This is a genomic window from Halopseudomonas sp. T1L2 (genome assembly GCF_055397385.1).
In genome coordinates this window covers 1,495,359-1,508,977 of record NZ_AP040865.1, presented here as the reverse complement: position 1 = coordinate 1,508,977, position 13,619 = coordinate 1,495,359, and the positions used below count along the sequence as shown (strand labels likewise).

The following is a 13,619-nucleotide window of genomic DNA, read 5'->3' as shown; positions in this document are numbered from 1 at the left end:
ATTATATGAAAACGAATTGTCGCTTTGGGATCTGTGCTCACGGTGAAGTCCCTTTTCGGTCGGCAGCTGAGATTAGAGGCTCAGCTTGCCGGCTGTGGAAAATCCGCCCGGGGCGGGTTCTGTATTGCTGACCGGGCGGGTAGTGCCGATCTGCAGGCTGCGGGTATCGACCTGCTGAACGCCCGGCGTATGCCGCGCCGTGGCGACCGCAACGCGATAGTCGCTGGTGGTCAGTACGGTTCCGCGCAGGCTCACAACGCCATTGCGGCAGCTGACGGCAATGCGGATGCCTTGCGTGTTACCCTGCCATGCCAGTCGCGCGCGCAAAGCCTTTGCGATGCTGGCGTCGTCGACTGATTGAACTATCACGGCGGGATTTTGCTCCATGAAGTAGCTGCTGCTTGGCGTTGATGCGCCGCAGGCCATGCTTGAAAGCAGGCCGGTGGACAGGGCAAGCAAGGCGGTGGGTAGGGCGCTGTGCATGTCATCTATCTCCGGTTATGGGTGTTGTCGAGCTTCGCTTGTGGCGAGAAGCCGAACACGCAAAGGTGATAGAGCAAGCACTGTGCCGCTCCCGGGTTTTTATTTAATGCTATGTAAATCAGTAAGTTATAAATTAAAGGTGGTGTCGTGTTCAGTGCGAATTGCATGATCTTTCCCGAAGGGTCGTGCAGATTGCACGGTGACAGTAGCGCGACGGCATGACAGGAGTCGTGAATCAATGGAAGCGAATCAAGGCAACGGACGTATTCTGCTGGTCGACGACGAACCGGCGATCCTGCGGACCTTTCGTTACTGTCTCGAGGATGAGGGCTATCAGGTAGCGACGGCCAGTAGCGGGGCACAGGCCGAAGCGGTTTTGCAGGGGCAGGTGTTTGATCTGTGCTTTCTTGATCTGAGGCTTGGCGAGGAAAGTGGTCTGGATGTAATGGCGCGTATGCGGGCGCAGGCGCCGTGGATGCGGGTCGTGATCGTGACCGCGCACTCGGCGGTCGATACCGCGGTTGATGCCATGCAGGCAGGCGCGGCGGATTATCTGGTCAAGCCCTGCAGCCCTGATCAATTGCGCATGGCTGCGGCCAAGCAGCTTGAAGTGCGTCAGATGGAAGCGCGTCTGGAGAGTCTGGAGCAGGCCGTAGAACAGACGCGGGTCGCGCCCGAGTCGCGCAGCCCCGCGATGATGGCGGTGCTGGAGACGGCCCGGCAGGTCGCCGGCACTGACGCCAATATTCTGATCCTGGGCGAGTCGGGTACCGGCAAGGGTGAGTTGGCCCGATTGATTCATGGCTGGAGCGGGCGCAGCCAGCGTGACTGCGTGACCATCAACTGCCCGTCGCTGACTGCCGAGCTGATGGAAAGTGAACTGTTTGGTCACAGCAAGGGCGCCTTTACCGGCGCGAGCGAGAGTACTCTGGGCCGGGTCAGTCAGGCCGACGGCGGCACTTTATTTCTCGACGAGATAGGCGATTTCCCGTTGACCCTGCAGCCCAAGCTGCTGCGCTTCATTCAGGACAAGGTCTACGAGCGGGTTGGTGACCCGGTGACCCGGCAGGCGGATGTGCGGATTCTGGCGGCGACCAATCTGGATCTGGCCGAGATGGTCAAGCAGGGGCTGTTTCGCGAAGACCTGCTCTACCGGCTGAACGTGATTACCCTGACGCTGCCGCCGCTGCGGGAGCGCCCTGATGACGTTCTTGATCTGGCCGAGCGCTTTCTGGCGCGCTTCGTCAAGGAATACGCCCGTCCGGCCAGGGGCTTCAGCGAGGATGCCAGGCAGGCGCTGCTGAATTACCACTGGCCCGGCAATATCCGCGAACTGCGTAATGTGATCGAGCGCGTCAGTATCATCTGTGCCGAGGAGCAGGTTGCTGCCAGTCATCTCGGGTTGGGCGAACCGGATCACGGCAACACCGCGCCGCGCGTCGGCTCCAATCTCAGCCTGAGCGAGCTGGAACGCGCGCGCATTGCCGCCGTTCTGGCCTCCAGCGCCACGCTGGATCAGGCGGCCCGCACGCTCGGCATCGATGCCTCCACCCTGTATCGCAAACGCAAGCAGCTTGGCCTATGAAGCTGCGAACTCAACTGTTTCTGAGCAGCAGTGCATTGCTGACCGTGGCGCTGGTGGGCTTGCTGGTAGGCCTGTTCGGAGTACTCAGTCTGACCCAGTCGCAGACCTACAGCGTCGGCAGCAACATCGGCATTCTCAAGGCTTCTCTCGGCATGCGTCAGGAGATCGGTCGACAGGTGACCCTGCTGCTGTCAGAACAACTGGATCGCGAGGCGCTGAGTACATCGGACGAGCGCTTCAAGGAGTGGCTGGCCAAGGCCGGTGAGCAGGCCCGAACCGATGAGGACCGTCAGGCTGTGGCTGAAATCGGTCGGGCCTATGCGGTCTACGACGATGTGCTCTACCGGCCGCGCACCCTGCGCCGGGATCTGCTCTCGGATGACACCTTCAGCCTCAGCGTGGCCGCCATGCGTGATCGCATTAACGAGGTGCAGTACCGCTATCTGGCTTATGTTGAGGCGGCCGAAAGCACAGCGCATCAGCGCGCCTGGCTGATTGCCGGGCTACTGGGGCTGATCGGCCTGGCCGTGCTGCTGCTGGGGCTGTTGACCGCACACAGCATCGCCCAGCGTTTTGGTCGGCCGATCGAGGCGCTGGCCAAAGCGGCGGACAAGATTGGCCAGGGTGACTTCAACGTCACTCTGCCGCTGTCCCCGGTCAATGAGATCAGCGCCCTGAGTCGTCGATTTGGCGTTATGGCCGAAGCCCTGCGCGAGTTCAAGAACAGCGATCTGGAGGCATTGCAGTCCGAGCAACGGCGCCTGCAGGCGGTGCTCGACAGTATCGACGATGGCCTGCTGATCCTTGATCAGCAGGGCGATGTTGATCACTTCAACCCGGTGGCGCGGCGTCAGCTCGACTGGGATTCGCGCGAGCTGGGTCAGACGCTGGGCCAGGCCATGGGGCACCCCGAGCTGGACGAGCAGGTCCGGGAGGTGCTGGCCGGCAATACCTTTGGTAGCGAGCAGGAGGATCTGGCGGTCGAGGTCGCAGGGGAAACCCGGCTGCTGGATTACAGCCTGACACCGGTAGTGCGAACCGACAGCTGGGTCCAGGGGGCGGTCATGGTGCTGCGCGACGTGACCGAGCAGCGGGCATTCGAGCGGGTGCGGCGTGAGTTTGTGCTGAGGGCGTCCCATGAGCTGCGCACGCCGGTGACCGGCATGCACATGGCATTCTCCCTCCTGCAGGAACGTCTGCAGTTCGCCGAGGGCAGTCGTGAGCGGGATCTGCTGGTAACGGTAGACGAGGAAATGCGCAGGCTGGTCGATCTGATTAACGACCTGCTCAATTTCTCACGCTACCAGAATGGACTGCAGAAGCTGGAACTGGCGCCCTGTGATCCGGTCGAGCTGGCTTCTGCAGCGATGGCCCGTTTTCAGGCGCAGGCAGATGAGCGGGGTATTTCCCTGCAGTTGGACGTCAGCGAGGATGCGCCGCGGGCGCGGCTGGACCGGCTGCAGATTGAGCGGGTGCTGGACAACCTGATCGGCAATGCCCTGCGTCACTCTCAGCAGGGCGGTCAGGTTGCCGTGCGCTTGCGCCGGCAGGGTGAGCGGGTATGGTTCAGCGTTGAGGACAATGGCGAAGGCATTGCCTACAGCCAGCAGGTGCGGGTATTCGAACCCTTTGTGCAGGTCGGCAGCAAGAAGGGTGGCGCCGGGCTGGGTCTGGCGCTGTGCAAGGAGGTGGTGCAATTGCATGGCGGCAACATCGGCGTGCAGTCGCGCCCGGGTGCGGGCGCGCAGTTCTACTTCACGCTGCCGCTTTAGGCCCGCCTAGCGCTTGCCCATCGAACGGCGGGTGCCACGCGGCGGCATGTGTACGCGCTTGGTGTGCGGATCGAAGCCGGCCTTGCCCTGCTTGGGAGCGTTGGCCTTGTCTGCCTGCTTGCTGGCCGCAGCGAACAGGGCGCCAAGACCGCCTGTCTTGCTGGCAGGAGAGACGTCGGTTGTCGCATCGGTCGAGGTTGGGTCTTGGTGATCGGTCATGGTGCGCTCGGCGGGTGAACCTGAAAGGCGGCGAGTATAACGGGCTTGTTGCTGCCGTCATACGCGCTTTTATCGGGTTTCTTCAGGTTCATCGTGGCATGCCTGATTACATGGCGCCCCACAGCACAGCCTCAGTCCCGGCCGCTGACCGCGATATCGGGCAGGACTGACGGCAACGGGAGAAGACGTTTATTGCTCAACACGGTAGGCTACGGCTTGGCGGTCAGACGGCCGCCCGACCCATTCGCCAGCCGCTACCAGCCGTCATGCAACCGATTGTCCATGCCAACACCGAAACCCTGAGCCTGCGCCAGCTCGATGAGCTCAATGCCCTGCCGAAGGGCACCTCCTTCCGTCTTTTTCGCCGCTGCGAGCAGCAGCTTGAGGAAGGGCGGGATTTTTTCTACCTGCCGGCGGATGAACACAAGGCGCTGATCAACGATCTCAAGGCGTCAGGTCAGATCTACGCCACCACAGTCAATCTGGTACTGCTGACGCGCACGGGTTACGCGCGCATGCAGCAGATTACCCGCGGCGCATCCTGATCACGGCAGCCGAGGGGCTAGCGCTCCTGTGCTTTAACCCACTTGGATACGGCGGGTGGTGAGTAGCGGCGAACCCTGTCGAGCAGGCTGTCGACCTGGTTATCGACAATCAGCATGTCGCGGTAGGGCTGGCGCATAAAGCCCTCGGTCAGGGCGTGGTCCAGGAAGGCAATCAGTTGATCGTAGTAGCCGGCGGCGTTGAACAGCGCACACGGCTTCTGATGGTGCCCCAGTTGGCCCCAGGTCCAGACTTCGAACAGTTCCTCAAAGGTGCCGACGCCACCGGGCAGGGCGATAAACCCGTCGGACAGATCCGCCATCATTGCCTTGCGTTCGTGCATCGAGCCGACTTCATGCAGGGTGGTCAGGCCGGTATGGGCCAATTCGCGTTCAACCAGATGACGCGGAATCACGCCAATCACGTCGCCGCCGGCGGCCAGCGCCGCGTCGGCCACCGCGCCCATCAGACCAACCTGCGCACCGCCGTAGACCAGACCGATGCCGGCCTTGGCCAGTGCCGTGCCGAGCTGCTGCGCAGCGGCGAGGTATTCGGGTTTGTTGTCGGGGCTGGAACCGCAGAAAACACACAGACGCATGGGTACTCCTGATGAAACGGGAAGGGGCGCGACGGCCAGAGCGCCGACGAAGGGATCTGGGACTTTACCCTTGAAGGGCTAATTTTTCCAGATTAGCGCAGGCCGGCTAAGCGCCGAGCAGAGCTCTGGCGACCAATCCGGCAGCGATGCTGAAGCCGAAACTCAGCAGGGTGCCCAACAGTACGTACTCGGACACCGGCCGCTTGGCCGAGCGGGTATCGTTGAAGCGCATGATGCTTTTGGCAGCCAGCAGAAAGCCGATGGCCGGCCACTGGCCCATCACCACAAAGGCGAAGATCAGCAGGCGCTCAAGAAAGCCGATCAGCCGTCCGGCCTGTTTCAGCGATTGCTCGTCCTGCAGGTCGCTGTGATTGAGCCAGGGCGTCAGGATCTGCGCAATCAGAGTTGAGGTCGGGTGCAGCAAAAACAGCGTTGCCAGTGCCAGGATCAATGCGTCTGGCTGCAACAGGCGCGCCAGCGCATCCGCGAGCTGCGGCCAGTTGCCGGTGGCGGCGCTCCACAAACCGACGAGGATAAGCACTGGCAGCAGTTGGCTGAACAGCGCAGTGCTGAAGAACGACTGCGGTCTGATCAGCCGCTGGTGTTCCACTAGCAGTTGGCTGCACAGCACCAGAATAAAGCCCAGCAGGGCGGTGCTCAGACTCTGGGACAGCAGCAACGCGCCAATGGCGAGCGCCAGCGGCAACGCCTTGAGGATCAGCCAGGCTCGTTGCTGCATGCGGCTGGCCTCTGGCGGCAGCGGCCTTGCGTTGGCCCATAAGCTGCTGAGCATGTGCAAGAGCAGCATCAGCAGCAGCAAGACAGAGTCAGTCATCAGTGAGCTCCTGAATCCACTCGCGGCTGCGAGCCAGATAGCGATCCATAAGCGCGGCCTCGGCCCGTTGCAACGCCTTGTGAACCGTTACCTGAGCCTTGTCCATGTGTTCGGCCAGAGCCTTCTGGCTGACCGCAAGGGTGGTATGCAACCACCAGGTCTGCGCCTCAACTCGCGTCCACTGCTCGATCACCCGCGCCGCGAACGCGGTCGGCAGCTCAAGGCGATCCAGCAGGCTGGCATCATGGGTGAACAGTCCAAGGCTGTCCTTCTTCATAGTGTCGAGCCCCTGCCCGGACAGCACGAAAGCCTCGCCGTAGCGGTTGACCGCGGCTGCCTGGCCAATCCCGACAGCAATCCGGGCATCGTACCGCTCGTGCTCCGGGCTGGCGGCAATCAGGGCGGCACGCAGCAGCACCGCGCAACGCACCGCATCTGCGGCAACGTCCGGGGTCAGTTGAAAGCCATCGCCGCGATACAGTTCGTATTGGAATGGGCAGACGGCTTGCAACTGCTGCAACGCATCACGTAGCTGGTTGATGTAATCCTGCGTATCCTCAACACCTTGAGAATCGATCAGGTCGCCGGTCAGTACGGCTGCAATGGTCATAAGCGTGTCCCTGTGCAATCTGCTTTGACGTTAGCCGTAATACGCTAATTTTTCAATATTAGCTTTAAGAGGCTATATTTTTATCGGGTAAAGACTATCGGATGAGGCAGGCACCATGATTCCACGGCTCTGTGTTACTACCCTGAGCGTGACCGATTTGCAGGCTCATCTCTTTACTGCCCACAAGGCCAACTGGTTTGATATCACTGATGGGCTACCGTGCTTTGCCGAGCGCGCGCCCGGCACGGAGTAACCCGGATGCTTGAATTGCTCGAAGCATTGGCGCGCGGGCTGTTGCTGCTTGGCCGTCTGATCCTCGAAGCGGGCGCCGTTCTGGACCTCAGCCTGCGCATTCCCGGCCGCGGGTTGCTGCGTTGCCTGTGGCCACCGCACTGGCTGCGCCGGCATACCTACAGTGCCTGGCTTGAGACATCGGCTGGCGTGCTGTTCTGGTTGCTGTTGGCGTTTGCGCTGTATTCCCTGGATCAGTATCTTGCCGTCTGACCTGCCACGGAATACGTCATGTATTTGCCTGCACATTTTGCCGAAACCCGCACCACTGAACTGCATGCCCTGATTGGCGAAAACCCGCTGGGCACGCTGGTAACCCTCGGCCCGGACGGGCTGGACGCCAACCACATTCCGTTCGAGCTGCTGACCGGGCAGGGTGAGCACGGCGTGCTGCAGGCGCACCTGGCGCGGGCCAACCCGCTGGTCGAGCAGATTGTGGACGGCATGAGCGTGATGGTCGTCTTTCAGGGCCCGCAAGCTTATATCTCGCCAAACTGGTACCCCAGCAAGCACGAAACCCACCAGCAGGTGCCGACCTGGAATTATCAGGTTGTGCATGCCCACGGGCGCATTTACCTGCGTGACGACGAGCGCTTTGTGCGCGGCATCGTGGCGCGCCTGACCCGTGAACATGAGACGCGCGCGCAAGAGCCGCGCCCGTGGCGCATGACTGACTCAAGCCCGGATTACATCGCCCGAATGCTGGCGGCGATTGTCGGCATCGAAATCGAGATCGAACGCCTGGTCGGCAAGTTCAAATTGAGCCAGAACAAGACCCCGCAGGACGTTGCGGGCGCCGTTGATGCCCTGGCACACAGCGGCCATGCCGAGCTGGCGGCGGCCATGAACAAGCCGCTCGTCTGACCGGCGCGAGTCACAGCCGGGCGCTAGTCCCTTTTTTGGATCGCGTTGCGCTGCATCGGCCCTGAACTGGTGCGCGGTGTTCGCACGGGGTGTCCGCAAGCCCCGGCGGGTCGTGGCAGAGTGATGGCACCGTTCTTGCTGAGAGGTCTGTCCAGTCAGTCAGGTTTTTCTCAGGGTGCTCCACCATGCTGTCCATGCTTCGAAACCTCTCCATGCGCGGCAAATTGTTGCTGCTCCTGCTGCCGGCGTTGGCCGGCACACTGTATTTCTCCGGCGCCACGGTAATTGACCGTTACACCCATCTGCAGCAGACCGAATCATCGCGGGCACTGTTCGACCTGGTGCTGAGCGCCGATCCGGCGCTGGAGAATCTGCAAAAGGAGCGGGGTCTCACCGCCTTATTCATTGCCACCGGTGGCGCCGATGGCCGGGTCGTCGAGCGCCTTGAAGGCCAGCGGGCAGCTACCGATGCCAGCCTCGATGCCCTGCGCAACGCCATGGCCGCCATGCAGGGTCGCGAGCGGGTTGCCATCGCGGCCCAGCTGGGCCTGATCAATGAGGCGCTGGATGCGCTGGCGCCGCTGCGGGCCAGGGTCCTCAATGAAGATGTCGACGCCGAGTTGGCCTATCGGACCTATAGCGCCGCGGTTGAACGGATGATTGCCCTGATTCCCGAGATTCTGCAGCAGGCTAACGAGCCGCGCCTGACGCGTCTGATGGGAGCCTTCCTGGCGCTCACCGAGGCAACCGAGTCGGGAGCACGGGAGATGGCCGCGGGCGCTGCGGTGCTCAGCGAGGGCGGCATTTCGCTGGCGCTGGCGAGGGAGGTCAGTGCAGCAGACGCGCGCAGTCAGGCACTGCTGGATGCAGCCGCCAATCTGGTTGGTGCCTCCCTGCAGGGGCAGTTGCTGGCGTTGGCCGAACGCCCGGAGAACCTCGCTTTCAGCGCATTGCGTGATCGTCTGATCGGTTCCGAATACGGCTTTCTCGGGATGGCCAATATCGAGTGGTTTGACAGCGCCAGTCACGCCGTCGACGGTGTTTACCAGCTCAAGCAGCAGGTCGCTGACGACATGGCTGCGGGCACCGAGCGCGTGCTGGCCGGCGCGCGTGCCGATCTGCGTCGGGCTGCTATCATCGGTGCGCTGGTGATCGGCATGGTGCTGTTGCTGGCGCTGCTGATCATCATTGGGGTGTCCAGCCAGGTAAACCAGCTGCTGGGTGATTTCCGTCAGGTCATGGAACGCAAGGATCTGTCGGTGCGCACCCGGGTCTGCTCGAAGGACGAGATGGGGCTGATCGGCACGGCCCTGAACAGCCTGATCGAGACCTTCTCCGGTGCGCTGAGTCAGATCGATGAAACCAGCGTGCGGCTGGCATCGGCCTCCGAGCAGACCCGTGCCACCGCCAGCCAGAACTCCGATCAGGTAGGGCAGCAGCAGGCTTTGGTGGATCAGGTCGCAGCAGCGGCAGAGGAAATGTCCAGCACCTCGGAAGAAATCTCGCGCAATACCCAGCAGGTTGCCGAAGCCGCCCAGCATGCCTCAAAGCGCAACGAGGCAGGGCGGCGGGTGGTGCAGGAAAGCGTTGGTCGCATTCGCCATCTGGCCGGTGCCATCGAGCAGGTCAACGGCCAAATGGAGCGCCTGCAGGCCAGCAGCGAATCCATCACTCGGGTCATCGACGTGATCAGAACAGTAGCGGACCAGACCAACCTGCTGGCGCTCAACGCCGCAATTGAGGCGGCCAGGGCAGGGGAGCACGGTCGTGGCTTTGCTGTGGTCGCCGACGAAGTGCGCAATCTGGCGCGCCAGACCCACGATTCCACCGTTGAAATCGAAACCATGATCAGCAGCCTGCGCGACATCACCGACAGTGTGCGCGGCGCGGTAGTCGACAGCCATAAACTGGCCAATCTCAGCGCCGATGAAGCCGAAACCCTGGAAGACACCCTTGCCGGCATCCTGCAGGACGTCGACCGTATTTCCGGGATGTCATCGCAAATCGCCTCTGCCGCTGAACAGCAGGTCGCGGTCACGCGGGATATCTCGCGCAGCATGAGTTCCGTGCGGGAAACTTCACTGCAAACCCTCAACGGCTCGCGGGAAATTTCTCAGGTCACCGACAGCCAGGCGCAGCTGGCAGGTGAGCTGCAGGCATTGGCGCAGGGGTTCAGAGTGTAGTGATCTAGTGCAGCTGGCCCACTCTCTTCCTTAAGAGTACCCGGACCCAACAAGTGGTAGGCGTGAATGTGGGCAAATGGCTGTTGGTACCTGGCGCAGAGCTAATTGGGGGGTGCGTCGTCATCCCTGAAGTGGCTACCGATTCGGTGGGCGCTCCGCTGACCAGTCTTCAGGTGCTGGCGGGTTTTTACCAGACCAGTGTTGAGCTGCCAGACAGCGTACTCAAACGCTACCTGAGCCTGAGCCAGCTGTTCTGGCCGGCCTAACGCAACCTCGCCGATCTAGATTGTCAGCAATACCTCCTGATCCTCGAAACCGATAAAGACACCCTGTATCAGTACAGTTCAGGCGGAACTGGCGTTGTGGTGGTGCATCTGCTTGGGCGTTTTGCGGTATCCAGCAACGCGCGATAGAGCGAAGTGGATTTTTATCTAAGGAAACTCTGAAAAAGACTTTCTGATTTGGCAAAATACCGCGACCCCACCCACCGAGTTTCCCGATGAAGCAGATGACCTTCGCCGACGCCGAGTACGCTGGCAAGCGCAAGCAAACCCGCAAGGAGTTGTTCCTGATCGAGATGGACCGGGTGGTGCCGTGGAAGGGCTTGATTGCTTTGATCGAGCCACATTATCCGAAGGGTGAAGGTGGCCGTCCGGCCTACCCGTTGATGGCGATGCTGCGTGTGCATCTGCTGCAGAACTGGTTCGGCTACAGCGATCCAGCGATGGAGGAAGCGCTGTACGAAACCACGATCCTGCGCCAGTTTGCCGGGCTGAACCTGGAGCGCATCCCCGACGAAACCACCATTCTCAACTTCCGCCGCTTGCTGGAGAAACACGAGCTGGCGGCCGGCATCCTCGCTGTCATCAATGGCTATCTGGGCGACCGCGGCCTGTCGCTGCGCCAGGGCACCATCGTCGATGCAACGCTGATCAATGCGCCCAGTTCGACCAAGAACAAGGACGGCAAGCGCGACCCGGAAATGCACCAGACCAAGAAGGGAAACCAGTATTATTTTGGCATGAAGGCCCACATCGGCGCCGATGACGAATCGGGTCTGGTGCACAGCGTAGTGGGCACGGCGGCCAATGTGGCGGATGTCACCCAGGTGGACAAATTGCTGCATGGCGACGAAAACGTGGTCTGCGCCGATGCAGGCTACACCGGTGTCGAAAAGCGGCCCGAGCATGAAGGACGTGAAGTTATCTGGCAGGTGGCGGCACGCCGCAGCACCTACAAAAAACTCGATAAGCGCAGCGTGCTGTACAAAGCCAAGCGCAAGATTGAAAAGGCCAAGGCTCAGGTGCGCGCCAAGGTCGAGCATCCGTTCCGGGTAATCAAGCGCCAGTTCGGTTACACCAAGGTGCGCTTTCGCGGCTTGGCCAAAAACACGGCGCAACTGGTGACACTGTTCGCTCTGTCGAACCTGTGGATGGCGCGCCGACATTTACTGGCGAATGCAGGAGAGGTGCGCCTGTAATGTGGAAAATGGCTGCCGCGAGGTGCTCGCGGCGGCTAAAAACACAGAAATAAGCGGGTGATCTGAGCGTTTTTGATCGATTTGCCGCTTTTAAAATCGGCAGGGGCTGAAGTCAGCCAGAAATACACAACTACTTCAGACCATCCCTAAAGGCCGTGGTGGACTAGCCAGGACGTAAAACACAGGAGGCTTACCGCAGGATTTTCACTTTACCAGCGCAGATGATGGGGTTATGTTCTTGATATGGCATTAAGCCGGTTTCAGGAGTCCAAGGATGGCGCAAAGACGCACATATGCTGTCGAAGATTTCATTGTTATTTTGTCCCGTCTGCAGTGGTGGGTGAGTTTGCTGATGACATTGGTCATTAGAATGACTCTGCATCCTATTCCCTCCTTATCAGCTGCGCAAACTTTTCTGGCTAATCCCGGAGATATTAAGGGTACTGTCGCGGAGGAGCCGTCGTGCAGTTCCTTCCCCGCTCTTTGTCAGCATAGAATCCCTATTGCATATGCAGCGATCTAGAATATGTGGGCGTACGCCTGGGGCCTGATTGTGCTTAGTTGTTGTCAGGGGGAGCTTTGATGAATGGCGGATGCTGCGATAACTGCTTAATTAGGTGAGACAAAGGTGGTCCGGGGTTTTTGTCCGGGCAGCGGCTTAGGTGTCCTGTTATGTTCTATGGATTGTCGTGGTTATTTGGTCGTTAAGGAGAATGTATGCTTGAATTGCGCCGTGTTTTCGGAAGTTATGTTGCTGGTGTTTTAGGCTTATTGGCGCCTGTGAAATTTAAAAATTTTATGGAAGTTAGGTATTGGAGAAAGCGACTCCATCAAGAGGGAAAGTTTAGTAATTCGCACTATGAGTTTTTTTATACGGATTTTTTTGGGTTAAGCCGCAAGGATTATGTGGGAAAATCGGTGCTGGATATTGGTTGTGGTCCGCGAGGGAGTCTCGAGTGGATATCAAAGGAAGCGGATTGCACTGGTGTTGATCCACTAGTAGAAAAATACAGAGGGCTGGGTATCGAAGAGCACACGATGAATTATGTGAATGCTGGTGTTGAGAATATTCCGTTTGCTGATGGGTATTTCGATATCGTTACATCGTTCAATAATTTGGATCATGTTGACGATGTTGGTGCGGCTGTTTCCGAGATAAAAAGAGTTACCGCCAAGGGCGGCACCTTTTTGCTAGTTACGGAGGTGGAGCATCCTGCAACGGCGACTGAGCCACAAAATCTTCCTAGAACGATCGCGTCTTTTTTTGGACCTGAATTTTGTGTGGTTTCTCAGGGTATATGCGCAGTCCGAGATGATCATGATATATATCGCTCGTTACGTGATGGGAATCCTTTTGTTGAAGGGGAAGAGGGCGTGGTATATGCGCGTTTTGTCAAGACCTGATTTGTGACGAGGTAGTGAAGATAAATGGCAGGCAGCCATAGCTGCTGGTAACCTGGAGCTAATATTATTTACTTGACGAAGTTGGGTGGCATTGCTCGCGTAAATGAATGAAGTTGTGAGGATGTAGTGATCTGGTTGGTTATGCTAGCGACATCGCGGTCACTCGTGTTCAGGAGGCAAGGATGGCGGGAACTGGCGTACCTCCATCCCCTTAATTGCGCGTTAACCCGCTACTAACAGGACCAACCAAATTGAAACGCGTTATCCCGTCAGTCATTCTGGCGATTCTCCTTGTTACGCTGCTGTCAGAGTTGTTCAAGGTGATTGATTTTTACCGTGCGCCCGCAGCCTTTGCGTTGCTGGCCCATGTCTCTGCCGTCCATGATGTTGTGCTGCACCAATATGGCTTTGCCTTTCTGCTGATCAAGCTACTGGCATCGCTTGTCGTGTTTGCGTGCTGGTGCAGGTTGTTGCTGTGGCCCGAGCGGTTTGGCTGGCTGCGTTACTTCACGTTTATCTACGCTGGCTTTCAGCTGCTGGTGGGTATGTTGGTGGTGACGGGTATAAACGGGGCGTTGCAATATGCTGCCGGCTTGCCGGTGGCGTTATGGGATTTTTCGCTGCTGGCGGCAGCGGGTGCATGGGGTGTGATCCTGTACCTGGGGTGCGTTGTGGTCGGGGCGCCGCTGCTGCTGGTTATTCTGGCGCAGCGTCATCATCGACGGATTGTCGGGCAGCGAAGGGGAGAGTGA

The 13,619-nt window shown here is 59.6% G+C and carries 15 protein-coding genes; 10 read left to right on the top strand and 5 right to left on the bottom strand.

Annotation, left to right across the window (positions count from 1 at the left end):
- Positions 1-72: 72 nt before the first annotated feature.
- On the bottom strand, positions 73-483 hold the full coding sequence (locus ACZ5WQ_RS07080) for a BON domain-containing protein (RefSeq protein ID WP_228247394.1): 411 nt from the start codon (positions 481-483) through the stop codon (positions 73-75).
- A 238-nt stretch (positions 484-721) separates the two neighbouring features.
- On the opposite strand from ACZ5WQ_RS07080, the gene algB reads away from it, so the two are divergent.
- Positions 722-2,068, top strand: a complete 1,347-nt coding sequence (gene algB, locus ACZ5WQ_RS07075; protein WP_464383453.1) for a sigma-54-dependent response regulator transcription factor AlgB — start codon at positions 722-724, stop codon at positions 2,066-2,068.
- Complete coding sequence (locus ACZ5WQ_RS07070; protein WP_464383452.1) at positions 2,065-3,840, top strand: ATP-binding protein; 1,776 nt, start codon at positions 2,065-2,067, stop codon at positions 3,838-3,840. The genes algB and ACZ5WQ_RS07070 overlap by 4 nt, the downstream gene beginning before the upstream one ends.
- Positions 3,841-3,846: 6 nt before the next feature.
- Here ACZ5WQ_RS07070 and ACZ5WQ_RS07065 read toward each other — a convergent pair whose 3' ends face one another.
- Positions 3,847-4,059, bottom strand: coding sequence for a hypothetical protein (locus ACZ5WQ_RS07065; RefSeq protein WP_228247396.1), 213 nt, complete (start codon positions 4,057-4,059; stop codon positions 3,847-3,849).
- A gap of 266 nt (positions 4,060-4,325) precedes the next feature.
- On the opposite strand from ACZ5WQ_RS07065, the gene ACZ5WQ_RS07060 reads away from it, so the two are divergent.
- Positions 4,326-4,604, top strand: a complete 279-nt coding sequence (locus ACZ5WQ_RS07060; RefSeq protein ID WP_228247397.1) for an ORF6N domain-containing protein — start codon at positions 4,326-4,328, stop codon at positions 4,602-4,604.
- A 17-nt stretch (positions 4,605-4,621) separates the two neighbouring features.
- Here the strand turns inward: ACZ5WQ_RS07060 and ACZ5WQ_RS07055 are convergent, their stop codons facing one another.
- The 3 genes from ACZ5WQ_RS07055 to ACZ5WQ_RS07045 form a co-directional block, all read right to left on the bottom strand.
- Complete coding sequence (locus tag ACZ5WQ_RS07055; protein ID WP_464383451.1) at positions 4,622-5,200, bottom strand: LOG family protein; 579 nt, start codon at positions 5,198-5,200, stop codon at positions 4,622-4,624.
- Positions 5,201-5,306: 106 nt separating this feature from the next.
- Positions 5,307-6,035 (bottom strand): hypothetical protein, encoded by a 729-nt coding sequence (locus tag ACZ5WQ_RS07050; protein WP_228247399.1) that lies wholly within the window; start codon positions 6,033-6,035, stop codon positions 5,307-5,309.
- Complete coding sequence (locus ACZ5WQ_RS07045; RefSeq protein WP_464383450.1) at positions 6,028-6,645, bottom strand: hypothetical protein; 618 nt, start codon at positions 6,643-6,645, stop codon at positions 6,028-6,030. Before ACZ5WQ_RS07045 ends, ACZ5WQ_RS07050 begins: the two co-directional genes overlap by 8 nt.
- Positions 6,646-6,903: 258 nt before the next feature.
- On the opposite strand from ACZ5WQ_RS07045, the gene ACZ5WQ_RS07040 reads away from it, so the two are divergent.
- The 7 genes from ACZ5WQ_RS07040 (at position 6,904) to ACZ5WQ_RS07010 (ending at position 13,619) form a co-directional block, all read left to right on the top strand.
- Positions 6,904-7,149: a hypothetical protein gene (locus tag ACZ5WQ_RS07040; RefSeq protein ID WP_088273838.1), complete on the top strand. Its 246-nt coding sequence runs from the start codon at positions 6,904-6,906 to the stop codon at positions 7,147-7,149.
- Between the two features lie 18 nt (positions 7,150-7,167).
- Positions 7,168-7,800, top strand: a complete 633-nt coding sequence (locus ACZ5WQ_RS07035) for an FMN-binding negative transcriptional regulator (RefSeq protein WP_285676216.1) — start codon at positions 7,168-7,170, stop codon at positions 7,798-7,800.
- A 185-nt stretch (positions 7,801-7,985) separates the two neighbouring features.
- Positions 7,986-9,983, top strand: coding sequence for a methyl-accepting chemotaxis protein (locus ACZ5WQ_RS07030; RefSeq protein ID WP_464383449.1), 1,998 nt, complete (start codon positions 7,986-7,988; stop codon positions 9,981-9,983).
- Between the two features lie 62 nt (positions 9,984-10,045).
- Positions 10,046-10,249, top strand: coding sequence for a hypothetical protein (locus tag ACZ5WQ_RS07025; RefSeq protein ID WP_464383448.1), 204 nt, complete (start codon positions 10,046-10,048; stop codon positions 10,247-10,249).
- A gap of 233 nt (positions 10,250-10,482) precedes the next feature.
- Complete coding sequence (locus ACZ5WQ_RS07020; protein ID WP_012637023.1) at positions 10,483-11,463, top strand: IS5-like element IS1384 family transposase; 981 nt, start codon at positions 10,483-10,485, stop codon at positions 11,461-11,463.
- A 717-nt stretch (positions 11,464-12,180) separates the two neighbouring features.
- Positions 12,181-12,867: a class I SAM-dependent methyltransferase gene (locus ACZ5WQ_RS07015; protein ID WP_464383447.1), complete on the top strand. Its 687-nt coding sequence runs from the start codon at positions 12,181-12,183 to the stop codon at positions 12,865-12,867.
- 311 nt (positions 12,868-13,178) lie between these two features.
- On the top strand, positions 13,179-13,619 hold the full coding sequence (locus ACZ5WQ_RS07010; protein WP_464383446.1) for a hypothetical protein: 441 nt from the start codon (positions 13,179-13,181) through the stop codon (positions 13,617-13,619).